Here is a 23,040-nt window from a genome sequence, read left to right as displayed (position 1 = left end):
AGGGACACGATCATGGCGCCCGGTGGGAACCGCGGCTGGCTGCTCCGCCTCGTCATCGCCTTCGGCTTCGCGCAGGGGGCGGTGTCGATGGCCCGGCCCGCCGTCTCCTACCGGGCCCTCGCGCTGGGCGCCGACGAACGGGCCGTCGGCGTCATCGCCGGGGTGTACGCCCTGTTGCCGCTGTTCGCCGCCGTTCCGCTGGGCCGCCGCACCGACCACGGCCGCTGTGCGCCGCTGCTGCCCGTCGGGGTGGTGCTCATCGCCGGGGGCTGCGCGCTGAGCGGCGTCGCCGGGTCCCTGTGGACGATGGCCCTGTGGAGCGGCGTCATGGGCCTCGGGCACCTCTGCTTCGTCATCGGCGCCCAGTCACTGGTCGCCCGCCAGTCCGCGCCGCACGAACAGGACCGCAACTTCGGCCACTTCACCATCGGCGCCTCGCTCGGCCAGCTCATCGGCCCCATCGCCGCGGGCGCGCTGATCGGGGGCCCCGACATGGGCGGCAGCAGCGCGCTGGCCCTGATGGTGGCGGGCGCGGGCGCGGCGGTCGCCTTCACCTCCCTGTGGCGCATAGAGCACCCCGGAGCCGCCGAGTCCGGTGCGGAACGGGGCGCGCGCGTCCCCGTGGGGAGCATCCTGCGCGCCCGGGGCGTGCCCGCGGGCATCCTGATCAGCCTCTCCGTGCTCTCCGCGACCGACATCCTCACCGCCTACCTGCCGGTGGTCGGTGAGCACCGGGGGATCTCCCCGGCCGTGATCGGCGTCCTGCTCAGCCTGCGGGCCGCCGCCACGATCGCCTGCCGGCTCGTGCTGACGCCCCTGCTGCGGCTGCTCGGCCGCACGGTGCTGCTCACGGTCACGTGTCTGCTGGCCGCCCTGCTGTGCGCCGGGGTCGCGCTGCCGGTGCCGGTCTGGGCGCTCGCGCTGATGCTGGCCGTCCTCGGCTTCTGCCTGGGCGTCGGCCAGCCGCTGTCCATGACCACGGTCGTCCAGGCGGCCCCCGACGAGGCGCGCTCCACGGCCCTCGCCCTGCGCCTGACCGGCAACCGCCTCGGCCAGGTCGCCGCACCCGCCGCCGCGGGCCTGATCGCGGGCGTCGCGGGGGTGGCCGCGCCGTTCGTGATGCTGGGCGCGCTGCTCCTGCTCTCCTCGGGCGTCGCCCTGCGCTCGCCGTCGACCGGTGCGGGCGACCTGACGGCCGACCACCGGCGCGGGGCGGTGGGGCAGGACGGCCCGGACCGGGCCGGTGACAGCCGGCCGTGCCGGGAAGCGAAGGGATGAGCGTGATCCTCCTCCTGTTGTCCGTAGTCCTCCTCCTCGTGGTCGTCGGCTGCGCCTGCGTCATCTGGGCGTCCCGCGGCGGCCCGCCCTGGACGCGCGCGGTGGCGCGCGCGACCCTCGCGGCGGGCGAACTGGTGCGCGCGTCGGGCCGCTCCGGCGGCAACCGCGGCCGGGGCGGCGACGCGGACGGCTGACCGCTCGACGGCTCGACGCGATCACCGTATGAGACGCCGCGCGCCCTGAATCCGGGCGTCCGCTTTCTCACCAGATGGACGTTCGTGCCGAGTTGTGGTCCAGCGTCTTCCCCCGGCCGGGCACGGTCCGTTAACTTCCGTGACTCACACGCCCCGTACGACCCGCACGAGGGCGTCCGACCGCGGAGCACCAGAGCCCAGTGAGCCCCCGGGGGCACCTCCATGACACGCGCCATCTCCCTGCACGACGTGAGCAAGACCTACGCGCGAGGCGTCCGCGTGGTGGACCGGCTGTCGCTGGACATCGCGCCGGGCGAGTTCCTCGTCCTGCTCGGCCCCTCCGGCTGCGGCAAGTCGACCGTGCTGCGCATGATCGCCGGACTGGAGGAGATCACCGAGGGCGAGCTGACGCTGGACGGCGCGTACGCCAACGACCTGCTCCCCGCCGAACGGCGCATGGCGATGGTCTTCCAGAACTTCGCCCTGTACCCCAACATGACCACCCGCGGGAACATCGGCTTCCCGCTGCGCGTCGAGGACCCGCAGACCGATCCGCGTCCCCGCGTGGACGCCACCGCCCGCATGCTGGGCATCGAGGACCTCCTCGACCGGCTCCCCGCGCAGCTGTCCGGCGGTGAACGCCAGCGGGTCGCGATGGGCCGGGCCATCGCCCGCCACCCCACCGCCTTCCTGATGGACGAGCCGCTGTCCAACCTCGACGCCAAGCTCCGCAACCACCTGCGCGCCGAGATCACCAGGCTGACCCGGGAGCTGGGCGTCACCACGATCTACGTCACCCACGACCAGTCCGAGGCCATGTCACTGGGCGACCGGGTCGCCGTCCTGCGTGGCGGGGTCCTCCAGCAGGTGGACACCCCGCGCGCCGTCTACGCCCTGCCCCGCAACGTCTTCGTCGCCGCCTTCATCGGCACCCCGCGCATCAACCTGCTGCGCGGCCTCGTGCGGGCGCCGCTCGACGGGGCGATGACCATCAGCCTGGGCAAGCAGTTCCTGCGCCTGCCCGAACCGCTCTCGCTGGACCACCAGTTGCTCCGCGTCCAGCAGGGCCGCGAGGTGATCGTGGGCCTGCGCTCGGAGGCCGTCCGGATCGCGAAACCCTCCGCCGCCCGCCCCGGCGAGGTGCTGCTCACCGGGCTGGTGGAGCACGTCGAGTTCCAGGGGCACGAAATCCTCGTGCACTTCAACACCGGTTCGCAGCCGGCCGTCGTGCCCGACCTGGAGGCCCCGCGCCCCGTCACCCGGCCGGCCGGGCGCCGCCGCCGCGACGGCACGGTCCTGGACCGGCTGCGGGAGCGGGCGGGGGCCCTGCGCGCCGGGCCGGTGGTCGTCATGGACGAACCGGAGGAGCCCGGACCCGCGGTCACCCCGCCCGACGGCCGCCTCCCCGGCGACCTCATCGTCCGGACCACCCCCGACATCGACCTCCGGCACGGCATGCAGGTGCCCCTCCTCGTCGATCTCGCCCACCTGTTCGTCTTCGACCAGCACGGCGACCGCATCTGCCCCGCCCCGGCACGGCTGCCCGGCCTGGAGGAGTGAGTCCGCCCAGCCCGCGCCGTCCGGGAGGGTGAGCCGCGCCACCATCGTGAGAGCCCCTGGTGCCGTAAAACTAACGGCGCTAGTTTGGGGTCGGACGACGAGGCCCGCCCGGAAGGAACGCGATGAAGGCACACGACGGCATGTACATCGACGGAGCCTGGCGCCCCGCCGACGGCCGGGACACGATCGAGGTCGTGAACCCGGCCGACGAGCAGGTGATCGGCCGCGTCCCCGCCGGCAACGCCCTGGACGTCGACAGCGCCGTACGGGCCGCCCGCGCCGCCCTGCCGGGCTGGGCCGCCACCCCGCCCGCCGAACGGGCCGCGCGCCTGGGCGCCCTGCGGGACGTCCTGGCGGCCCGCAAGGACGAGATCGCCGAGACGGTCACCGCCGAACTGGGCTCCCCGCTGAAGTTCTCCCAGGCCGTGCACGCCGGCGCCCCGATCGCGGTCGCCGGGTCCTACGCCGAGCTGGCGGCGACCCACGCCTTCGAGGAGAAGGTCGGCAACTCCGTGGTCCACCACGAGCCGGTCGGCGTGGTCGGCGCCATCACCCCCTGGAACTACCCGCTCCACCAGATCGTCGCCAAGGCCGCCCCGGCGCTCGCGGCCGGCTGCACCCTGGTGCTCAAGCCCGCCGAGGACACCCCGCTCATCGCGCAGCTCTTCGCCGAGGCGGTGCACGAGGCGGGCGTCCCGGCGGGCGTCTTCAACCTGGTCACCGGCCTCGGTCCGGTCGCCGGGCAGGCGCTCGCCGAACACCCCGGCGTGGACCTGGTCTCCTTCACCGGCTCCACCGCCGTCGGCCGCCGGATCGGTGCCACCGCGGGCGCCGCCGTCAAGAAGGTCGCCCTCGAACTCGGCGGCAAGTCCGCCAACGTGATCCTCCCGAGCGCCGACCTGGCCAAGGCCGTCAACGTCGGTGTCGCCAACGTCATGTCCAACTCCGGCCAGACGTGCAGCGCCTGGACCCGCATGCTGGTCCACCGCGACCAGTACGACGAGGCGGTGTCGCTCGCCGCCGGGGCCGCCGCGAAGTACGGCGACCGGATCGGCCCCGTCGTCAACGCCAGGCAGCGGGACCGGGTGCGCGGTTACATCGACAAGGGCGTCGCCGAGGGCGCGCGCCTGGTCGCGGGCGGCCCCGAAGCCCCGCGCGAGCAGGGGTACTTCGTCAGCCCGACGGTCTTCGCCGACGTGACGGAGGAGATGACCATCGCCCAGGAGGAGATCTTCGGTCCTGTCCTGTCCGTCCTGCGCTACGAGGACGAGGACGACGCCCTGCGGATCGCCAACGGCACGGTCTACGGCCTCGCCGGTGCCGTCTGGGCCGGGGACGAGGCCGAGGCGGTCGCCTTCGCCCGCCGGATGGACACCGGGCAGGTCGACATCAACGGCGGCCGGTTCAACCCGCTGGCGCCCTTCGGCGGCTACAAGCAGTCCGGCGTGGGCCGCGAACTGGGCGCGCACGGCCTGGCCGAGTACCTCCAGACCAAGTCCCTCCAGTTCTAGCCCGCAGGGGAGCCCCACCTCATGGCCGTCCGTACCGCAGTCCGTGCCGCCGTCGTACCCGCCGCAGGCGCCCCCCTGGAGGTCACCGGGATCGAGCTGCCCGAGCCCGGCCCCGGCCGGGTCCGGGTGCGGCTCGCCGCCGCCGGGGTCTGCCACTCCGACCTGTCCCTGTCCAACGGCACCATGCGCGTGCCGCTGCCCGCCGTCCTCGGCCACGAGGGCGCCGGCACCGTCGTCGCCGTCGGCGAGGGCGTCACCCACGTCGCGCCCGGCGACGCGGTCGTCCTCAACTGGGCCCCGTCCTGCGGCGCCTGCCACGCCTGCTCGCTCGGCGAGGTCTGGCTGTGCGCCAACGCCCTGGCCGGCGCCGCCGACGTGCACGCCCGCCGCGCCGACGACGGCACCGACCTGCACCCCGGCCTGAACGTCGCCGCGTTCGCCGAGGAGACGGTGGTGGCCGCGGGCTGCGTCCTGCCCGCCCCCGAGGGCATCCCCCTCACCGAGGCGGCGCTCCTCGGCTGCGCCGTCCTCACCGGCTACGGCGCCGTCCACCACTCGGCGAAGGTCCGCGAGGGCGAGACGGTCGCGGTCTTCGGCGTCGGGGGAGTGGGCCTCGCCACCCTCCAGGCGGCCCGGATCGCGGGCGCGTCGAAGATCGTCGCGGTCGACGTGTCCGCCGAGAAGGAGGAGCTGGCCCGCGCCGCGGGCGCCACCGACTACCTCATCGCCTCCGACACCACCGCCCGCGAGATCCGCGCCCTCACCGCCAAGCAGGGCGTCGACGTCGCCGTGGAGTGCGTGGGCCGCGCGGTCACCATCCGCACGGCCTGGGAGTCCACCCGGCGGGGCGGCCGCACCACGGTCGTCGGCATCGGCGGCAAGGACCAGCAGGTCACCTTCAACGCCCTGGAGATCTTCCACTGGGGCCGCACCCTGTCCGGCTGCGTCTACGGCAACGCCGACCCCGCCCGCGACCTCCCGGTCCTCGCCGAACACGCCCGCGCCGGCCGCCTCGACCTCAGCGCCCTGGTCACCGAACGCATCGCCCTCGACGGCATCCCGGCGGCCTTCGAGAACATGCTGGCAGGCAAGGGCGGACGGGCCCTGGTGGTCTTCTAGCCTCCCGGTCGGCCCGCCCGGCATCCGCACGTCGCGGCGTGCGGATGCCGGGGGCGTGGGGACCGGGGTGCTAGACCCGCTCCGGGTCCTCGCGTCGCGGCTCCGGCGCGGGCTCGCCGCGTTCCGGGGGCGCGGCGGTGCGGCGCCTGCGCGAGCGGGACACCGCCACGCCCGCCAGGCAGAGCGCGCCGCCCGCCAGGGTGAGGATCCCCGGCACCTCGCCCAGGGCCAGCCACGACATCAGCACCACCAGCGCGGGCACCGCGTACGTGGTCGCGCCCATCCGGCCGGCGGTCGTACGGGCCAGGGCGTACGCCCACGTCGTGAACGCCAGCGCCGTCGGGAACACGCCCAGGTAGACCATGTTGAGCGTCGCGGAGGTCGGCGCACCGGCCGCGTCCCGCACGAGCTGCCCCGCGAACGGCAGGCACAGCACCGCCCCGACCAGGCAGCCGAACGTCGTCACCTGAAGGGCGCTCGCGTGCGCCAGCGCGGGCTTCTGCGCGACCACCCCGCCCGCGTACGCCACCGCGGCCAGCAGGCACAGCACCACTCCGAACAGCGAGGAACCGCCCTCGCCCGACATCGACAGGCCCACCGTCACCGCACCGGCGAACGACACCGCCATCCCCGCCAGCAGCCGCGGCGGCAGCGCGTCGCCCAGCAGCCGGGCGCCCAGCAGCGCGATGAGGATCGGACCGACGTTGACCACCAGGGCGGCCGTACCGGCGTCCACCCGCTGTTCGCCCCAGTTCAGGACGACCATGTAGAAGCCGAACCACAGCACCCCCGACAGCGCGATCCCGCGCCACGCGGAGCGCGGCGGCACGCCCTCCCGGCGCAGCAGACAGATCACGCCGAGGGCCAGCGCACCCGACAGCAGCCGCCCGAGGGCCAGCGCGCCCGGCGCGTACGCCTCGCCCGCACTGCGGATCGAGACGAACGCGGACGCCCACAGCACGACGGTGACGGTGGCCGCGCCGGCCGCGAGCAGGTCCGGACGGCGGGACGAGGTGAAGCGCATCATGCTCCCGAGACTAGGAGGGGAAGGCCGGGACGACCGGCGGATTTCGGACGGGGAGACCGGCACGCCTCAGCGCAGCGCCACCGGGTCGATCCGGAGCAGCTCGGACAGCGCGTCCTCACCCGCCGGCGTCACCTTCACCGCCCGCTCCGAGCCGATGCGCACGCACCAGCCCGTGTCCAGGGCGTGCCGGCACAGGGCCGCGCCCGCCACGCCCGCGAGATGGGGACGGCGTTCCGTCCAGTCGAGGCAGGCCCGCGCCAGCGGCCGGCGACCGGTCGGCCGCAGCGGGATCCCGGCGGCGTCGAACCAGCCGAGCCCCGCGTCCGTGAGCGCGAAGCCGGTGTCCTGGCGCAGCAGTCCGAGCCCGGTCAGTGCGTCGGTCACCGCGATGCCGAGCCGCCCGGCGAGATGGTCGTAGCAGGTGCGCCCCCGGGCCATCGCCGACCCGGCGCTCGACGCCCGCAGGGTGCGCGGACGCCGGGCGGCCGCCTCGGGAGCGACCTGCGCGGCCAGGTCCTCCACGAGCTGCGCGACCCGGTCGTCGGCCAGCCGCACGTACCGGTGCCGCCCCTGCCGTTCCTCGGTGAGCAGCCCGCCCGCGACGAGCTTGCCCAGGTGCTCGCTGAGCGTGGACGCGGCGACCCCGGCGTGCCGGGCCAGCTCACCGGCGGTCCACGCCCGCCCGTCCAGCAGCGCCAGCAGACAGGCGGCGCGCGTCTCGTCGGCGAGCAGTCCGGCCAGCCGTGCCAGGCCGGGTGCCTCCGCTTCCCTCTCGGTCATGCGTCCCAGGATGCGCCACGCACCGTTCGGTGGGCGCCGAAGTGTTCTCGGAGCCTTCTCAGACGTCCTGCGCGACCAGTGCGTACTGCTGCGCCAGCCCGTCCAGCAGCGCTGTCAGGCCGGTCTCGAAGGCCCGCTCGTCGATCTTCTCCTGCTGCTCGGCCAGGAGGTGGGCCTGCTGGAGGTGCGGGTAGTCGGCGGGGTCGTAGGCGCCGGCGTCGTCCACGAAGCCGCCGGCGAAGGAACCGAGCGCCGAGCCCATGATGAAGTACCGCATCAGCGCGCCGATGGACGTGGCCTGGGCCAGGGGCCAGCCCGCCCGGACCATCGCGCCGTAGACGGCGTCCGCGAGGTGCAGCGCGGCCGGGCGGCGGCCGGGGCCGTGGGCCAGTACCGGGACGATGTTGGGGTGGTCGCGCAGGGCCTTGCGGTAGGAGACGGCCCAGTCGTGCAGCGCGGTCCGCCACTCCCGGCCGTCCTCGAACATCGACAGGTCGACCTGGGCGCTCACCGAGTCGGCGACGGCCTCCAGGATCTCGTCCTTGGTGCGGAAGTGGTTGTAGAGCGAGGGCCCGCTGACCCCCAGTTCCGCGGCCAGCCGGCGCGTGGAGACGGCCGCGAGGCCCTCCGCGTCCACCAGCGCGCGGGCCGTCTCGACGATCCGGTCGGTGCTGAGCAGGGGCTTGCGCGGTCGGGCCATGGCGCACATAGTAGGGCTGCGAGCTGAAACTAGCAGTGCTAATTTAAATGTACGGCTTTCAAGATTTCTTTTCTGTGGGGTGACTCGGCATGAACCTGGAGCTCAGCGAGGAGCAGACCGCCGTACGGCAGCTCGCCCGGGACTTCGTGGAGCGCGAGATCGCCCCCCACGTCGTCGAGTGGGACCGCGCCGAGGAGGTGGACCGGTCGATCGTGAAGAAGCTCGGCGGGGTCGGCTTCCTCGGGCTCACGATCGACGAGGAGTACGGCGGGTCCGGGGGCGACCACCTCGCGTACTGCCTGGTCACGGAGGAGCTGGGACGCGGCGACAGCTCCGTGCGCGGGATCGTCTCCGTCTCCCTCGGCCTGGTCGCCAAATCGATCGCCGCCTGGGGGGACGAGGAGCAGAAGCGGCGCTGGCTGCCGGGGCTCACCTCCGGCGAGTACGTCGGCTGCTTCGGCCTCACCGAACCCGGCACCGGGTCGGACGCCGGGAACCTCGCCACGCGCGCGGTCCGCGACGGCGACGCCTACGTCGTCAACGGCACCAAGATGTTCATCACCAACGGCACGTGGGCCGATGTCGTCCTGCTCTTCGCCCGCTCCACCGACGCCCCCGGCCACAAGGGCGTCTCCGCCTTCCTGGTGCCCACCGACACCCCCGGTCTGACCCGGCGCACCATCCACGGCAAGCTCGGGCTGCGCGGCCAGGCCACGGCCGAACTGGTCCTGGAGGACGTCCGCGTGCCCGCCTCCGCGATGCTCGCGCCGGAGGGCAAGGGCTTCTCGGTGGCCATGTCGGCCCTTGCCAAGGGGCGGATGTCGGTCGCGGCCGGCTGCGTCGGCATAGCCCAGGCCGCGCTGGACGCGGCCGTGAAGTACGCGGGGGAGCGGGAGCAGTTCGGCAAGACCATCGCCCACCACCAGCTGGTCCAGGAGCTGATCAGCGACATCGCCCTCGACGTGGACGCGGCCCGGCTGCTGACCTGGCGGGTCGCCGACCTGATCGACCGCGGGCAGCCCTTCGCCGTCGAGTCGTCCAAGGCCAAGCTCTTCGCCTCGGAGGCCGCCGTGCGCGCCGCCAACAACGCCCTCCAGGTCTTCGGCGGCTACGGCTACATCGACGAGTACCCGGCCGGCAAGCTGCTGCGCGACGCCCGCGTGATGACCCTCTACGAGGGCACCAGCCAGATCCAGAAGCTGGTCATCGGGCGGGCGCTGACGGGCGTATCGGCCTTCTGAGCGCCGGGCTCTGAGTAGCCGGACTGAGTACGACGGCGGATGTGGCCCCGGCCACGTCCGCCGACCCTTGTCCCCATGAGTGACACACCGGTCAAGCAGCAGAACACCGCGGCCTTCTACGGCCAGGCGGTCGCCTCGTTCTCGGTGGCCATGGCCGCCACCGCCATCGGCATCTACCGGCTCGAGGCCGACGCCTGGGTGCGGGCCTTCCTCGCGATCGCCGTCCTGTACCTCGTCACCTCGGCCTTCACCCTGGCCAAGATCATCCGGGACCGGCAGGAGGTCGGCCAGATAGTGAGCCGGGTGGACCAGGCCCGGCTGGACAAGATCCTGGTCGAGCACGACCCCTTCCAGAAGCCGGGCGGCACCCCCGCCGGACAGCGCCCCTAAGCGACCGCTCAGCTTCGGCGGTATGGTGGTGCTCCTGTCACCGAGAGGGGCGAACAAGCGATGAGTACGGCGGCCGAGACGACGGGCGGCGACATCGAGCCGTGGGAAGAGGTCACGCCTGACGCGGCCCGGCGGCTTCTGGTCGCGGCCGTGGAGGCGTTCGCCGAACGCGGGTACCACGCGACCACGACCCGCGACATCGCCGGGCGGGCCGGCATGAGCCCGGCCGCGCTCTACATCCACTACAAGACCAAGGAAGAGCTGCTCCACCGCATCAGCCGCATCGGCCACACCCGCGCGGTGGCCATCCTGCGCTCCGCGGCCCAGGGGGAGGGCGGTGCGACCGAACGGCTCGCCGACGCCGTGAGTTCCTTCGTCCGCTGGCACGCCGGGCGGCGCACGACCGCGCGGGTCGTGCAGTACGAACTGGACGCGCTCGGTCCCGAGGCCCGGGAGGAGATCCTCACGCTCCGCCGGCAGTGCGACGCCGCGGTGCGCGGCATCATCGAGGACGGCGTGGCGACGGGCGAGTTCGACGTGCCGGACGTCAAGGGCACGACCCTCGCGGTGCTGTCGCTCTGCATCGACGTGGCCCGCTGGTTCAACGTGAACGGCCCCCGCACGCCCGACGAGGTCGGCGCGCTCTACGCCGACCTCGTGCTCAGGATGGTGGGGGCCCGGGACCGCTCGGGCGCGGCCTAGCTAGACGTAGTAGCGCGAGACGGACTCGGCGACGCACACCGGCTTGTCGCCGCCCTCGCGCTCCACGGTGAAGGCGAGGCTCACCTGGATGCCGCCGTCGACGTCCTCGACCCCCGTGATCGTCGCCGTGGCGCGCAGCCGCGAGCCGACCGGGACGGGGGAGGGGAAACGGACCTTGTTGGTGCCGTAGTTGACACCCATCTTCACGCCCTCGACGCTGATCAGCTGCGGTCCGAAGAGGGGAAGCAGCGACAGGGTCAGATAGCCGTGCGCGATGGTGGTGCCGAACGGCCCGGCGGCGGCCCGCTCCGGGTCCACGTGGATCCACTGGTGGTCCCCGGTCGCCTCCGCGAACAGGTCGATCCGCTGCTGGTCGACCTCCAGCCAGTCGGTGTGTCCCAACTGCTCGCCCACCGCCGCCTTCACCTCGTCGGCGGACGCGAAGATCCTCGGCTCTGCCATGTTCCGGCCTCTCTGCTCGCTCGACCTGTGCGCTCGACTCTAAGCGACTGCTTAGCATGGTCGCCCGCGCGGGGTCTGTCAACGGACCTGACCCCTCCGTGCGGGTGATCGGATCGGTAGGGTCCGAGGAGTGCCTCAGATTCCCGAGAAGATCCAAGAACTCACGGTCGGCCAGCTCGCCGCGCGCAGCGGCGCCGCCGTCTCCGCCCTGCACTTCTACGAGTCCAAGGGCCTGATCAGCAGTCGCCGGACCTCGGGCAACCAGCGCCGCTTCAGCCGTGACGCGCTGCGCCGGGTCGCCTTCGTCCGTGCCGCGCAACGGGTCGGCATCCCGCTGGCCACGATCCGCGAGGCGCTCGCCGAGCTGCCGGAGGGGCGCACACCCACCGAGGAGGACTGGGCCCGGCTCTCCCGGTCCTGGCGCTCCGAACTGGACGAGCGGATCAAACAGCTCAACCGGCTGCGCGACCACCTCACCGACTGCATCGGCTGCGGCTGCCTGTCCCTGGAGACCTGCGTCCTGTCCAACCCCGACGACGCCTTCGGCGAACGCCGCGCCGGCTCGCGCCTGCTCGTGGAGCGCCGCGGCCCCGCCACCTCCACCGCCTCCACGGCCGCCCCCGGCGGCGGGCGGCCGAGCCGCGCTCAGGGCCGGGAAGCGCCGTGCTGCGACGACTGACGCTCCGGTGACCCGGGCCCGGCCGTCAGCGGTCGCCCCGGCGCGCCGCGGCCCACTCCCTCAGTCCCGCGGTGACCAGGGCGGCGTTGGAGTCGGCCCGGCCGCCGTCCGGCAGGAACAGGGTGTCCTCCAGGCCGATCCGGGTCGCCAGGCCCAGCCGGCCGGCCAGGCGCAGCACCGGCCAGGCGCCGCCGTCCTCGCCGTGCAGCAGGACCGGGCGGCCGTGGGCGGGGCCGAGGGCGGTCAGCAGGGCGCGCGCCGAGCCCCGCGCGGTCGCCGGGCCGGGGTCCGTGACCTCCGCCAGCACGCGCAGCACCTTCGGCCCGAGCGGTGAGCGCAGGAACCGGGCCGCCCCGTCCGTGCCGGACCAGACGCCCGCCTCCACTCCCACCCCGCGCTCCATCAGGGCGGCGGCCGTCTCCTCGGCGCCCGGCTCGTGCCAGTTGACCGAGGCGTGGTCGGGCAGCACCGTCCAGCTCCGTATGCGCGCCACCCGGGCCGCGGGATCGGGTTCGGCCCAGGCGCCCGTCGTCACGCCGACCGGCACCGACGCCGGGACGCGCGCCCTGATCGCCTCCAGCGTCGCCGCGATCACGCGCGGCGACAACGTGTCCCGCCCGCACGGTGTCTTCGGGTGGACGTGGACGTCCGTGGCCCCGGCGGCGACCGCCGCGGCCACCGAGTCGGCGACCGCCTCCGGCGACAGCGGCACCACCGAACCGTCGGCGCTCCCCCGCGCCCCGTTCACACACAGCTGCACCATCCCCCCATGGTGCCGGGCGCCACTGACCACGCCCGCCGGGCCCGGTGCCGTACCGGCCACCGGGGGTGCGGCATCCCCGGCACACCCCCGCGGCCGGCTACGCCGACATCAGCAACCGTCCCCGCCGGGCGTCCGCGCGCGCGTCGGGGGTGAGGACGGGCCGCGGCACGAGGATGCCGCAGTCCGTGCAGACCGGCCCCGTCGAGGGCTCGTGGTCCAGGTCGTACCGCCAGACGAGGCGCTCTCCGTCGCACACCGGGCAGACCGAGCCCGGTTCACGCTCCAGCGCCGAGATCAGCCGGCGCAGCACCTCCGCCAGCGGTCCGTCGGGATGGACCCGGGGGTCGTCGCACCAGGCCACCCCGAACCCGCCCCAGGTCAGCCGGTGCCAGTCGTCCACGCTGCCCGGCCTGCGCAGCCCGTCGTGCTTCTCCTTCCTGCGCCGCTCGGCGAACTCGACCTCGTAGGCCAGCCACACCGAACGCGCCTCCTCCAGCTCCTCCAGTGCGGCCACGAGCCGCGCTGGGTCGGGGGAGCGGTCCTCGGGACCGAACCCGGCCCGGGAGCAGAGATGGTCCCAGGTCGCCCTGTGCCCATAAGGGGCGAAACGCTCAAGGCACTTGCGCAGCGAATAGCGCCGCAGCGCCAGGTCGCACCGTGGATCGCGAACCTGTCTCGCCAGACTTCGGAAACCGGCCATCGCCTTGCACCTCCGTCACACCTGCACCTGTACTTCGGTCACTTCGGCGTCGTCGTACGGACGTCGCCGAATAGACGTATCGACAACCGATTCGGCTCCATCCGATTTCCGATGCCCCCCATCAGCCGATCCACCCGCTCCCAAAAAGTGACGCATGTTCACCTTCCCAGTCGGGGATACCGGCGGTAACGTCCCGCCACACCCCCGTCGGGAGGAACTGCCATGCCACGGCGCACCCCACGCAACGCCCTCGACAGACTGAGAACTCCCCGCGGCTTCCACGGGTTCCTGAAGGCCGCCTCCGTATGCGCGCTCATTGCCGGAGTTTTGTCACCCCTTTCCCCGGCGATGGCCGCCGGGGACACGACCGCCGAGGTCACGGCCGCCCGGGCCGCCGCCAACGACCACTGCGGCGGGCAGTGTTCCGACATCCTGCCGCCCGGCCAGAACGGCAACGCCACCCTCGCCCAGATCCTCCTCAACCAGGCGTTCGGCACCCAGCCCGCGCACGCCGAGGACCAGCTCGGCCCCTACGCGAACCTCGCCACCGGCTACTCCGGCCTCACCAACGACAAGATCAACACCTTCTTCAACGACGCCTCCTTCGGCGTCCCCGACGGCCAGGCCGCCTCCACCGTCCGCCCCGCGGGGCGCGACGACGTCACCATCGTCCGCGACAAGAAGACCGGCGTGCCGCACATCACCGGCACCACCCGCTACGGCACCGAATTCGGCGCCGGCTACGCCGCGGCCCAGGACCGGCTGTGGCTGATGGACCTCTTCCGGCACGTCGGACGCGGCCAGTTGACCCCCTTCGCCGGCGGTGCCCCCGCCAACCAGGGCCTGGAGCAGCAGTTCTGGCGCAGCGCCCCTTACACCGAGGACGACCTGGAGGCGCAGATCGAGAGCGCCGCCGCCAAGGCCGGGGAACGCGGCGACCTGGCCCTCGCCGACGTGGACGCCTACGTCGCCGGCGTCAACTCCTACATCGACGCCTCCGACAAGGGCCGCTACTTCCCCGGCGAGTACGTCCTGACCGGCCACAAGGACGCCATCACCAACGCCGGCACCATCGAGCACTTCAAGCGCTCCGACCTGATCGCGCTGGCCTCCGTCATCGGCTCCCTCTTCGGCGCGGGCGGCGGCGGCGAGGTCAACAACGCGCTCTCCCTCCTCGCCGCCCAGGAGAAGTACGGCGTCGCCGAGGGCACGAAGGTCTGGGAGTCCTTCCGCCAGCGCAACGACCCGGAGGCCGTCCTCACCCAGCAGGACGGCAGCTTCCCGTACCTGCCCACCCCGGACGACCCGCAGGGCCGCGCCCTGCCCGACGCCGGGTCGGTCGCGGCGGAGCCGCTGGTGTACGACCGCACCGGCAGCGCCGGCGCCGCGGGCGCGACCGGCGCCTCCGCCAAGGCCGCGGACACGGCCGTGACCTCGGCCCGGCGCGGCATGTCCAACGCCCTGGTCGTCAGCGGCGAGCACACCGCGAGCGGACATCCGGTCGCCGTTTTCGGACCGCAGACCGGCTACTTCGCCCCGCAACTGCTCATGCTCCAGGAGATCCAGGGCCCCGGCATCAGCGCCCGCGGCGCCTCGTTCGCGGGCCTGAGCATGTACGTCGAACTCGGCCGCGGCCAGGACTACGCCTGGAGCGCCACCACCTCGGGCCAGGACATCATCGACACCTACGCGGTCGAGCTGTGCCAGGACGACTACCACTACCTCTACCGCGGCACCTGCACGCCGATGGAGAAGGTCGAGCGGCACAACGCCTGGAAGCCGACGGTCGCCGACTCCACCGCGGCCGGCTCCTACACGATGCGCGTCTGGCGCACCAAGTACGGCCCCGTCGAGTCCCGGGCCACCGTCGGCGGCAAGAAGGTCGCCTACACCACCCTGCGCTCCTCCTACCTGCACGAGGCCGACTCCATCATCGGCTTCCAGATGCTGAACGACCCGGACTACCTCAACAGCCCGCAGCGCTTCCAGGGCGCCGTCCAGCACATCAACTACACCTTCAACTGGTTCTACGCCGACTCCGAGCACACCGCGTACTACAACAGCGGAGACAACCCGGTACGGGCGAACGGCGTCGACGCCGAGTTCCCGGTCTGGGCCCGGCAGGCGTACGAGTGGCAGGGCTGGGACCCGGCCGGCAACACCGCCCGGTACACCGGCGCGTCCGCCCATCCGCAGTCGGTCGACCAGGACTACTACGTCTCCTGGAACAACAAGCAGGCCAAGGACTACCCGGCCGCCTCCTGGGGCAACGGCTCGGTCCACCGCGGCAACCTCCTCGACGACCGGGTGAAGAAGCTGGTCGCCGAAGGCGGCGTCACCCGCACCGCGCTGGTCAAGGCCATGGCCGAGGCGGCCCTCGCCGACCTGCGGGCCGAGGACGTCCTGCCCGACCTGCTGAAGGTGGTCGAGTCCGCGCCGGTCACCGATCCCGCGGCGAAGACGGCCGTGGACCGGCTCAAGGCGTGGCGGTCCGCGGGCGGTCTGCGCACGGAGACCTCGGCCGGTTCCAAGAAGTACGCCCACACTGACGCGATCCGCACCCTGGACGCCTGGTGGCCGCTGCTGGTGAAGGCCGAGTTCGAATCCGGCCTGGGCAGCGACCTGTACAGCGCCTTCACCCGCAACCTGCCCGTCGACGAGTCCCCGTCCGCCGCCCACGGCCCGACCGGCGCCCACGCCGGCAGCGCCTTCCAGTACGGCTGGTGGAGCTATGTCGACAAGGACATCAGGGCCGTGCTCGGCGAGTCCGTCAAGGGCCCGCTGGCGCACACCTACTGCGGGGACGGCGACCTCGCCGCCTGCCGGGACACCCTGGTGACCACCCTGAAGGAGGCGGCGGGCCGCACGGCCGCCCAGGTCTATCCCGGCGACGACAACTGTTCCGCCGGAGACCAGTGGTGCGCCGACTCGGTGATCCACCGCACCCTCGGCGGCATCAAGCACGGCGGCATCAGCTGGCAGAACCGGCCGACCTACCAGCAGGTCGTGGAGTTCACGTCCCACCGGTGACCGGCCGGCACCTCGGTCACCTGTAGAGCAGGTACTGGCGGCGGGTCCTGCCGAACGCCGCCAGTTCCGCCTCCCAGCCGGCCACCACCTCGTCGGTGTCCGCGCCCGCGTCGATCATCGTGCGCACCCGGGTGGACCCGGTGAGCTTGTCGATCCAGTGGTCCGGCCGCCAGGCGAAGCCGTCCCACGACTGCTTCGCGGTCACCAGGAGGGCGATACCGGTGCGCACCGGGTCGAAGGCGGCCCGGTCGTGCACATGGAGCTGCACACCACCGACGGTCCTGCCCTGGAACTTGGAGAAGGTGGGCGCGAAGTACGCCTCCCTGAAGTGGACACCCGGCAGGCCGAGGCCGTTCGCCGCGGCGGCCCAGCCCCCGTCGACGCCCTCCGCGCCCAGCAGCTCGAACGGGCGGGTGGTGCCGCGCCCCTCGGAGAGGTTCGTGCCCTCGAACAGACAGGTCCCGGAGTACACCAGCGCACACTCCGGCGTCGGCATGTTCGGGCTCGGCGGCACCCACGGCAGTCCGGAGGCCTCGTAGAACTCCGAGCGCTTCCAGCCCGTCATCGTCACCGTCTCCAGCGGCACCGGCGACGTCAGGAACTCGCCGTTGAACAGCAGCGCCAGCTCGGCGACCGTCATGCCGTGCGCCTGCGCGATCGGCTGCCGGCCGACGAACGTCGCGAACTCCTTGTGCAGGACCGGACCGAGGGCCGCCCGCCCGGTCACCGGGTTCGGCCGGTCCAGGACCACGAACCGCTTCCCCGCGAGCGAGGCCGCCTCCATGCAGTCGAACAGGGTCCAGATGTACGTGTAGAAGCGCGCGCCCACGTCCTGGATGTCGAAGACGACGGTGTCCACGCCGGACGCCGTGAACACGTCCGCGAGCGGCTGCCCGCTCTTCAGGTACGTGTCGTAGACCGGCAGCCCGGTCGCCGGGTCGTCGTAGCGCCCCTCGGAGCCGCCCGCCTGCGCCGTACCGCGGAAGCCGTGCTCGGGGCCGAAGACGGCGGTCAGGTCCACCCGGTCGTCGGCGTGCATGACGTCCACGATGTGGCGTACGTCCCGGGTGATGCCGGTCGGATTGGTGACGACGCCGACCTTCTGCCCCCTGAGCGGGGCGTAGCCGCCGTCGGCGAGGCGCTCGAAGCCGGTGCGCAGCCGGCGGCCCCCGTGCCCCGCGGGCGCGGCCTGCGCCGTGCCCGCCGAAGCGGCGGCGGCGGTGGTGCCGGCCGCCACCGCGGCCGTCGTGGCGAGCAGGTTCCGTCTGGACAGCGTCATGCGGTGACCTCCGTGATCGCGGCGGGTGTCATGCGCACGCACGCTAACCCGCGCCCGGGCCGCAGGGAATGGAGTAGACCGCGGTTCACCTCTTCCGTCGAACATACCGACTGGTTAGTCTGACGCTGCGGCGGAGTCGCCGCGCGGGTGCCGCAGCCGACCCGCAGCCCAGCCGCAGCCGCGTCGCAGCCGCGTCGCAGCCGTGTCGCAGTCGTGCCGAAGGAGGCCGATGGTGGAAGCCGTGCAGGACGCCGGAGTCGTCGTCACCGGGGCGGGAGGCGGCATCGGGGCCGCGCTGGCCCGGCGTTTCGCCGCCGAGGGGGCACGCGTCGTCGTCAACGACCTGGACGCCGGCCGGGCGAAGGCCGTCGCCGACGAGATCGGCGGCGTCGCCGTCCCCGGCGACGCCTCCGTGATCGTCACCGAGGCCCGCGAGGCGCTGGGCGGCACCGTCGACGTGTACTGCGCCAACGCGGGCGTCGGCTGCGGCGGTACGGAGGCCGCCGAGGAGGCCGTCTGGGCGCTCGCCTGGGACGTCAACGTCATGGCCCACGTGCGGGCGGCCCACGAACTGCTCCCGGACTGGCTGGAGCGCGGCAGCGGCCGCTTCGTCTCCACCGTCTCGGCCGCCGGGCTGCTCACCATGATCGGCGCCGCCCCCTACAGCGTCACCAAGCACGGCGCGTACGCCTTCGCCGAGTGGCTGTCCCTGACCTACCGCCACCGCGGCATCAAGGTCCACGCCATCTGTCCGCAAGGGGTGCGCACCGACATGCTCACCGCGAGCGGCAGCGCGGGCGAACTGGTCCTCCAGCCCACCGCGATCGAACCGCAGGACGTCGCGGACGCCCTCTTCAAGGGCATCGAGGAGGACCGGTTCCTGATTCTGCCGCACCCCGAGGTGGCGGAGTACTACCAGGCGCGGGCCACCGAACCCGACCGCTGGCTGCACGGCATGAACCGGCTCCAGCGGCAGTGGGAGGAGGCGACGGCCCGGTGACCGGCTCCCCCTACGCGGCCAAGCCCTGGCTCAGCCTGCTGACCGAGGCGCAGAAGGCCCCGCTCGACCCCGACGCCTCCCTCGTGCACGCCCTGCGCCGGGCGGCCGCCGAGGCCCCCGACCGCGTCTTCCTCGCCTACTTCGACGGCCGCCTCACCTACCGCGAGGTGGACGAACTGAGCGACTCCGTCGCCGGGCACCTCGCCGCGCGCGGTCTGGAGCGGGGCGACCGGGTCGCGGTCCTGCTGCAGAACTCCCCGCACTTCGTGCTCGCCGTCCTGGGCGCCTGGAAGGCGGGCGCGGTCGTGGTGCCCGTCAACCCGATGTACAAGTCGGGGGAGGTCGGCCACGTCCTGCGGGACGGCGAGGTGGCCGCGCTGATCTGCTCCGACCGCGCCTGGGAGGCGTACCTGCGCGAGACGGCGGCCGACTCGCCGGTGCGGATCGTGCTCACCGGGTGCGAGCTGGACTTCCAGAACCGCCAGGACGCGCGCGTGCTGACGTTCGAGCGGCAGCCGGACGCCCCCGACGCCGACGACCTCGCCAGGGTCGCCCGCGCCGGGCACCGGGCACCCGAGGGCCGTGACCCGGAGCCCGGCGACACCGCGCTCATCAGCTACACCTCGGGCACCAGCGGCACACCCAAGGGCGCCACCAACACCCACCGCAACATCATGTACAACGCCGAGCGGCAGCGCACCGGCCTCGGTCTGCCCGAGGCACCGGTCTACTTCGCGCTGGCCCCGCTCTTCCACATCACCGGCATGGTCTGCGAGTTCGGCGCCTGCCTGAACAGCGTGGGCACGCTCGTCCTGGCGTACCGCTTCGAGGCGGGCGTCGTCCTGGACGCGTTCGCCGAGCACCGGCCGCACTACACGGTCGGCCCGTCCACGGCCTTAATGGCGCTCGCCGCCCACCCCTCGGTCACCCGGGAGCACTTCGCGTCCTTCGCGAACATCTCCTCGGGCGGCGCCCCGCTGCCGCCCGCCCTGGTGGAGAAGTTCCGCGCGGGCTTCGGCCCGTACATCCGCAACGGCTACGGACTCACCGAGTGCACCGCGCCCTGCGCCTCCGTGCCGCCGCACCTGGAGGCCCCGGTGGACCCCGTGTCGGGGACCCTGGCGGTCGGTGTGCCCGGACCCGAGACCGTCGTGCGGATCGTCGACGACCGGGGCGCGGAGGTGCCCTTCGGGGAGCAGGGCGAGATCGTCGTCGGCGGCCCCCAGGTCGTCCCCGGCTACTGGCGCCGCCCGGACGCCACCGCCGAGACCTTCCCCGGCGGCGAACTGCGCACCGGGGACATCGGCTTCATGGACGCCCGGGGCTGGCTCTACGTCGTCGACCGCAAGAAGGACATGATCAACGCCTCCGGCTTCAAGGTCTGGCCCCGCGAGGTCGAGGACGTGCTCTACACCCACCCCGCGGTGCGCGAGGCCGCCGTCGTCGGCGTGCCCGACGGGTACCGCGGGGAGACCGTCAAGGCGTACATCAGCCTCCGCCCCGGCGCCGGGGCGGACCCGGACGCACTGGTCGCGTACTGCGAGGAGAGACTGGCCGCCTACAAGTACCCGCGCCAGGTGGAGATCCTGCCCGACTTGCCGAAGACGGCGAGTGGGAAGATCCTCCGTCGGGAACTGCGTTCCGGCAGTAACAGGACGCAGCAGTGAACGGACAGTGAAAACGGAAAGGCAGGTGACGGCAGTGCCCAGGACCACGGACGGGGACGGCACTCCGGTGCCGCAGCGGCTCCTGGCCGCCGCCACCCGGCTCTTCGCCGAGCAGGGCTACGACCGCACCTCGGTACAGGAGATCGTCGAGGCGGCAGGCGTCACCAAGGGTGCGCTCTACCACTACTTCGGTTCCAAGGACGACCTGCTGCACGAGGTGTACGCGCGCGTGCTGCGCCTCCAGCAGGAACGCCTGGACGCCTTCGCGGACGCGGACGCGCCCATCGAGAAGCGGGTGCGGGACGCGGCGGCCGACGTCGTCGTCACGACCATCGACAACCTCGACGACGCGTCGATCTTCTTCCGCTCCATGCACCAGCTCAGCCCGGAGAAGAACAAACAGGTGCGCGCCGAGCGCCGGCGCTACCACGAGCGCTTCCGCGCCCTCATCGAGGAGGGCCAGCGGACCGGCGTCTTCACCAAGGAGACCCCGGCCGACCTGGTGGTGGACTACCACTTCGGGTCCATCCACCACCTGTCCACCTGGTACCGGCCGAACGGGCCGCTCAGCCCGCAGGAGGTCGCCGACCACCTGGCCGACCTGCTGCTGCGGGCCCTGCGCCCGTGACACGACCGTGAGGCGCGCCCCCGGAGCCCCCGGGGGCGCGCCTTCGTCCGTTCAGAGGTACTTCTTGATCTCCCGGCGGGCCAGCGAGCGCTGGTGGACCTCGTCCGGGCCGTCGGCGATCATCAGCGTCCGCGCCCCCGCGTACAGCTCGGCCAGCGGGAAGTCCTGGCTCACGCCGCCCGCGCCGTGCAGCTGGATCGCCCGGTCGATGATGCCGACCACCGCGCGGGGCGTGGCGATCTTGATGGCCTGGATCTCGGTGTGCGCGCCCCGGTTGCCTACGGTGTCCATCAGCCAGGCGGTCTTCAGCACCAGCAGCCGCAGCTGCTCGACGGTGACCCGGGCGTCCGCGATCCAGTTGTGGACCACGCCCTGCTGGGCCAGCGCCTTGCCGAAGGCGTCGCGGGACACCGCGCGGCGGCACATCAGCTCGATGGCGCGCTCGGCCATGCCGATCAGCCGCATGCAGTGGTGGATCCGGCCGGGACCGAGCCGGGCCTGGGCGATGGCGAAGCCGCCGCCCTCCTCGCCGATCAGGTGGGACACCGGCACGCGCGCGTGGTCGAAGGTCACCTCGGCGTGGCCGCCGTGGTAGTGGTCCTCGTAGCCGAAGACCTGCATCGCCCGGTTCACGGTCACCCCGGGCGTGTCACGCGGGACCAGCACCATCGACTGCTGGCGGCGGATGTCCTCGCCGTCCGGGTCCGTCTTGCCCATCACGATGAAGATCCGGCAGTCCGGGTTCATCGCCCCGGAGATGTACCACTTGCGGCCCGTGACGACGTACTCGTCGCCGTCGCGCTCGATGTGCGTGGTGATGTTCGTGGCGTCCGAGGAGGCCACGTCCGGCTCCGTCATCGCGAACGCCGAGCGGATCTCACCGGCGAGCAGCGGCTCCAGCCACTGCTTCTTCTGTGCCTCGTCGGCGAACTGGGCCAGCACCTCCATGTTCCCGGTGTCCGGCGCCGCGCAGTTCGTCGCGGTCGGCGCCAGCTGCGGGCTGCGGCCGGTGATCTCGGCCAGCGGGGCGTACTGGAGGTTGGTGAGACCGGCGCCGTGCTCGGCGTCGGGCAGGAACAGGTTCCACAGGCCCTGGCGGCGGGCCTCGGCCTTGAGGTCCTCCACGACCTGCGGGGTGTCCCACGGGGAGGCGAGCCGGGCGCGCTGCTCGTGGGCGACCTGTTCGGCCGGGTGGACGTACTCGTCCATGAAGGCGAGCAGCCTGGCGCGGAGTTCCTCGGTGCGTGCGTCGTACGCGAAGTCCATGGCGGAGTCAGCCCTTCTGAAGGGTGGTCAGGCCGTGTTCGATGAAGACGGGGACGAGGTCGCCGATGCGGTCGAAGCCGCGGCCGACCGTCTGGCCCAGCGTGTAGCGGTAGTGGATGCCCTCCAGGATCACGGCGAGCTTGAACCAGGCGAACGCCGTGTACCAGGCGACCGCGGAGACGTCGCGTCCCGAGCGGGCGGCGTACCGCTCGATCAGCTCGGCGGGGGCGGGGTGGCCGGGGGCCTGGGCGGTGGTGGAGACGGGGGAGTCGGGCATGCCGAGCGGGCTGCTGTACATCACCAGCAGGCCCAGGTCGGTCAGCGGATCGCCGAGCGTGGACATCTCCCAGTCGAGGATCGCCCGGATCTCGTCGTCCTCGCCGCCGATCAGGACGTTGTCGAGGCGGTAGTCGCCGTGCACGACCGTGGGGGCGGGGGAGCGGGGCAGCTCCCGGCCGAGGGTGGCGTGCAGCTCGTCGATGCCGGCCAGGTCGCGGTTGCGGGAGGCGTCGAGCTGCTTGGCCCAGCGGCGCAGCTGGCGGTCCAGGAAGCCCTCCGGGCGGCCGAAGTCCGCGAGGCCCACCTCGGCGGGGTCCACGGCGTGCAGCCCGACCAGGGTGTCGACCAGGTTCAGCACGGCGGCGCGGGTGCGTTCGGGCCCGAGGGGGGCGAGCTGCTCGGCGGTGCGGAACGGGGTGCCGTCCACGAACTCCATCACGTAGAAGGGCGCCCCCAGCACCTCCTCGTCCTCGCACAGCAGCACCGGGCGCGGCACGGGCACGTCGGTCGGGTGCAGCGCGTCGATGACACGGTGCTCGCGCCGCATGTCGTGCGCGGTGGCCAGCACGTGGCCGAGCGGCGGGCGTCGTACGACCCAGCGGTCGGCGCCGTCCGAGACGGCGTAGGTGAGGTTCGACCGTCCGCCCTCGATCAGCCGGCCGGACAGCGGGCCGGTCACCAGGCCCGGCCGCTCGCGGTCGAGCAGGACGCGCAACCGGTCGAGATCGAGTCCGGGCGGGTGGTCGGGGCTCATCGTCTCTCCCTGGGACGGGTGAACAGTACCC

22 protein-coding genes are annotated in these 23,040 nt (G+C 73.0%); 13 read left to right on the top strand and 9 right to left on the bottom strand.

Annotation, left to right across the window (positions count from 1 at the left end; genetic code table 11):
• Positions 1–12 precede the first annotated feature (12 nt).
• The 5 genes from BZZ08_RS26050 (at position 13) to BZZ08_RS26030 (ending at position 5,662) form a co-directional block, all read left to right on the top strand.
• Entirely contained in the window at positions 13–1,278 is a 1,266-nt protein-coding gene (locus BZZ08_RS26050) for an MFS transporter (RefSeq protein WP_104634681.1), read from the top strand.
• Positions 1,275–1,472, top strand: a complete 198-nt coding sequence (locus tag BZZ08_RS26045) for a hypothetical protein (protein WP_104634680.1) — start codon at positions 1,275–1,277, stop codon at positions 1,470–1,472. Before BZZ08_RS26050 ends, BZZ08_RS26045 begins: the two co-directional genes overlap by 4 nt.
• Before the next feature lie 222 nt (positions 1,473–1,694).
• A complete protein-coding gene (locus BZZ08_RS26040; protein WP_104634679.1) occupies positions 1,695–3,032 on the top strand; it encodes an ABC transporter ATP-binding protein in 1,338 nt (445 codons plus the stop codon).
• Positions 3,033–3,154: 122 nt separating this feature from the next.
• Positions 3,155–4,543 carry an aldehyde dehydrogenase family protein gene (locus BZZ08_RS26035; RefSeq protein ID WP_104634678.1) on the top strand — a complete coding sequence of 463 codons (1,389 nt, stop codon included), beginning with the start codon at positions 3,155–3,157 and terminating at the stop codon, positions 4,541–4,543.
• 21 nt (positions 4,544–4,564) lie between these two features.
• Positions 4,565–5,662, top strand: a complete 1,098-nt coding sequence (locus BZZ08_RS26030) for a zinc-binding dehydrogenase (protein WP_104634677.1) — start codon at positions 4,565–4,567, stop codon at positions 5,660–5,662.
• 70 nt (positions 5,663–5,732) lie between these two features.
• Here BZZ08_RS26030 and BZZ08_RS26025 read toward each other — a convergent pair whose 3' ends face one another.
• The 3 genes from BZZ08_RS26025 to BZZ08_RS26015 all read right to left on the bottom strand — a co-directional run bounded on the left by BZZ08_RS26025 (position 5,733) and on the right by BZZ08_RS26015 (position 8,169).
• The gene (locus BZZ08_RS26025) at positions 5,733–6,686 is read right to left on the bottom strand and encodes a DMT family transporter (RefSeq protein WP_198601700.1); all 954 of its coding nucleotides are present in this window, start codon (positions 6,684–6,686) and stop codon (positions 5,733–5,735) included.
• A 69-nt stretch (positions 6,687–6,755) separates the two neighbouring features.
• Positions 6,756–7,469, bottom strand: a complete 714-nt coding sequence (locus BZZ08_RS26020; protein ID WP_104634675.1) for an ArsR/SmtB family transcription factor — start codon at positions 7,467–7,469, stop codon at positions 6,756–6,758.
• Positions 7,470–7,527: 58 nt separating this feature from the next.
• Positions 7,528–8,169, bottom strand: coding sequence for a TetR/AcrR family transcriptional regulator (locus tag BZZ08_RS26015; RefSeq protein ID WP_104634674.1), 642 nt, complete (start codon positions 8,167–8,169; stop codon positions 7,528–7,530).
• A gap of 89 nt (positions 8,170–8,258) precedes the next feature.
• Between BZZ08_RS26015 and BZZ08_RS26010 the strand changes: the two genes are divergently transcribed.
• The 3 genes from BZZ08_RS26010 (at position 8,259) to BZZ08_RS26000 (ending at position 10,502) form a co-directional block, all read left to right on the top strand.
• Complete coding sequence (locus BZZ08_RS26010; protein ID WP_104634673.1) at positions 8,259–9,410, top strand: acyl-CoA dehydrogenase family protein; 1,152 nt, start codon at positions 8,259–8,261, stop codon at positions 9,408–9,410.
• Between the two features lie 75 nt (positions 9,411–9,485).
• Positions 9,486–9,800 (top strand): YiaA/YiaB family inner membrane protein, encoded by a 315-nt coding sequence (locus tag BZZ08_RS26005; RefSeq protein ID WP_104634672.1) that lies wholly within the window; start codon positions 9,486–9,488, stop codon positions 9,798–9,800.
• Positions 9,801–9,860: 60 nt separating this feature from the next.
• Positions 9,861–10,502 carry a TetR/AcrR family transcriptional regulator gene (locus BZZ08_RS26000; RefSeq protein WP_104634671.1) on the top strand — a complete coding sequence of 214 codons (642 nt, stop codon included), beginning with the start codon at positions 9,861–9,863 and terminating at the stop codon, positions 10,500–10,502.
• On the opposite strand, the gene BZZ08_RS25995 is transcribed toward BZZ08_RS26000, so the two are convergent.
• Positions 10,503–10,964 (bottom strand): MaoC family dehydratase, encoded by a 462-nt coding sequence (locus tag BZZ08_RS25995; protein WP_104634670.1) that lies wholly within the window; start codon positions 10,962–10,964, stop codon positions 10,503–10,505.
• Between the two features lie 130 nt (positions 10,965–11,094).
• On the opposite strand from BZZ08_RS25995, the gene soxR reads away from it, so the two are divergent.
• A complete protein-coding gene (soxR, locus tag BZZ08_RS25990) occupies positions 11,095–11,643 on the top strand; it encodes a redox-sensitive transcriptional activator SoxR (RefSeq protein WP_104634669.1) in 549 nt (182 codons plus the stop codon).
• 25 nt (positions 11,644–11,668) lie between these two features.
• On the opposite strand, the gene BZZ08_RS25985 is transcribed toward soxR, so the two are convergent.
• Both BZZ08_RS25985 and BZZ08_RS25980 read right to left on the bottom strand, forming a co-directional pair.
• Positions 11,669–12,406, bottom strand: a complete 738-nt coding sequence (locus BZZ08_RS25985) for a 3-keto-5-aminohexanoate cleavage protein (protein ID WP_198601699.1) — start codon at positions 12,404–12,406, stop codon at positions 11,669–11,671.
• 97 nt (positions 12,407–12,503) lie between these two features.
• The gene (locus tag BZZ08_RS25980; protein WP_104634668.1) at positions 12,504–13,106 is read right to left on the bottom strand and encodes a hypothetical protein; all 603 of its coding nucleotides are present in this window, start codon (positions 13,104–13,106) and stop codon (positions 12,504–12,506) included.
• A gap of 222 nt (positions 13,107–13,328) precedes the next feature.
• Between BZZ08_RS25980 and BZZ08_RS25970 the strand changes: the two genes are divergently transcribed.
• Complete coding sequence (locus tag BZZ08_RS25970) at positions 13,329–16,136, top strand: penicillin acylase family protein (RefSeq protein WP_198601698.1); 2,808 nt, start codon at positions 13,329–13,331, stop codon at positions 16,134–16,136.
• A gap of 16 nt (positions 16,137–16,152) precedes the next feature.
• Here BZZ08_RS25970 and BZZ08_RS25965 read toward each other — a convergent pair whose 3' ends face one another.
• The gene (locus BZZ08_RS25965; protein ID WP_198601697.1) at positions 16,153–17,415 is read right to left on the bottom strand and encodes an exo-beta-N-acetylmuramidase NamZ family protein; all 1,263 of its coding nucleotides are present in this window, start codon (positions 17,413–17,415) and stop codon (positions 16,153–16,155) included.
• Positions 17,416–17,644: 229 nt separating this feature from the next.
• On the opposite strand from BZZ08_RS25965, the gene BZZ08_RS25960 reads away from it, so the two are divergent.
• The 3 genes from BZZ08_RS25960 to BZZ08_RS25950 are packed head-to-tail and all read left to right on the top strand — an operon-like array spanning position 17,645 to position 20,710.
• The gene (locus BZZ08_RS25960) at positions 17,645–18,415 is read left to right on the top strand and encodes an SDR family oxidoreductase (protein ID WP_104634665.1); all 771 of its coding nucleotides are present in this window, start codon (positions 17,645–17,647) and stop codon (positions 18,413–18,415) included.
• Entirely contained in the window at positions 18,412–20,082 is a 1,671-nt protein-coding gene (locus BZZ08_RS25955; protein ID WP_104634693.1) for a class I adenylate-forming enzyme family protein, read from the top strand. Before BZZ08_RS25960 ends, BZZ08_RS25955 begins: the two co-directional genes overlap by 4 nt.
• Positions 20,083–20,116: 34 nt before the next feature.
• Complete coding sequence (locus tag BZZ08_RS25950) at positions 20,117–20,710, top strand: TetR/AcrR family transcriptional regulator (protein WP_104634664.1); 594 nt, start codon at positions 20,117–20,119, stop codon at positions 20,708–20,710.
• A gap of 51 nt (positions 20,711–20,761) precedes the next feature.
• Here the strand turns inward: BZZ08_RS25950 and BZZ08_RS25945 are convergent, their stop codons facing one another.
• The gene (locus tag BZZ08_RS25945) at positions 20,762–21,976 is read right to left on the bottom strand and encodes an acyl-CoA dehydrogenase family protein (RefSeq protein ID WP_104634663.1); all 1,215 of its coding nucleotides are present in this window, start codon (positions 21,974–21,976) and stop codon (positions 20,762–20,764) included.
• A gap of 7 nt (positions 21,977–21,983) precedes the next feature.
• On the bottom strand, positions 21,984–23,009 hold the full coding sequence (locus BZZ08_RS25940) for a phosphotransferase family protein (protein ID WP_104634662.1): 1,026 nt from the start codon (positions 23,007–23,009) through the stop codon (positions 21,984–21,986).
• Positions 23,010–23,040 lie beyond the last annotated feature (31 nt).

The organism is Streptomyces sp. MH60 (assembly GCF_002939385.1).
Taxonomy (GTDB): Bacteria; Actinomycetota; Actinomycetes; order Streptomycetales; family Streptomycetaceae; genus Streptomyces.
Note: the sequence above shows the minus strand (reverse complement) of the source record. Positions and strands in the feature narration are given on the sequence as shown.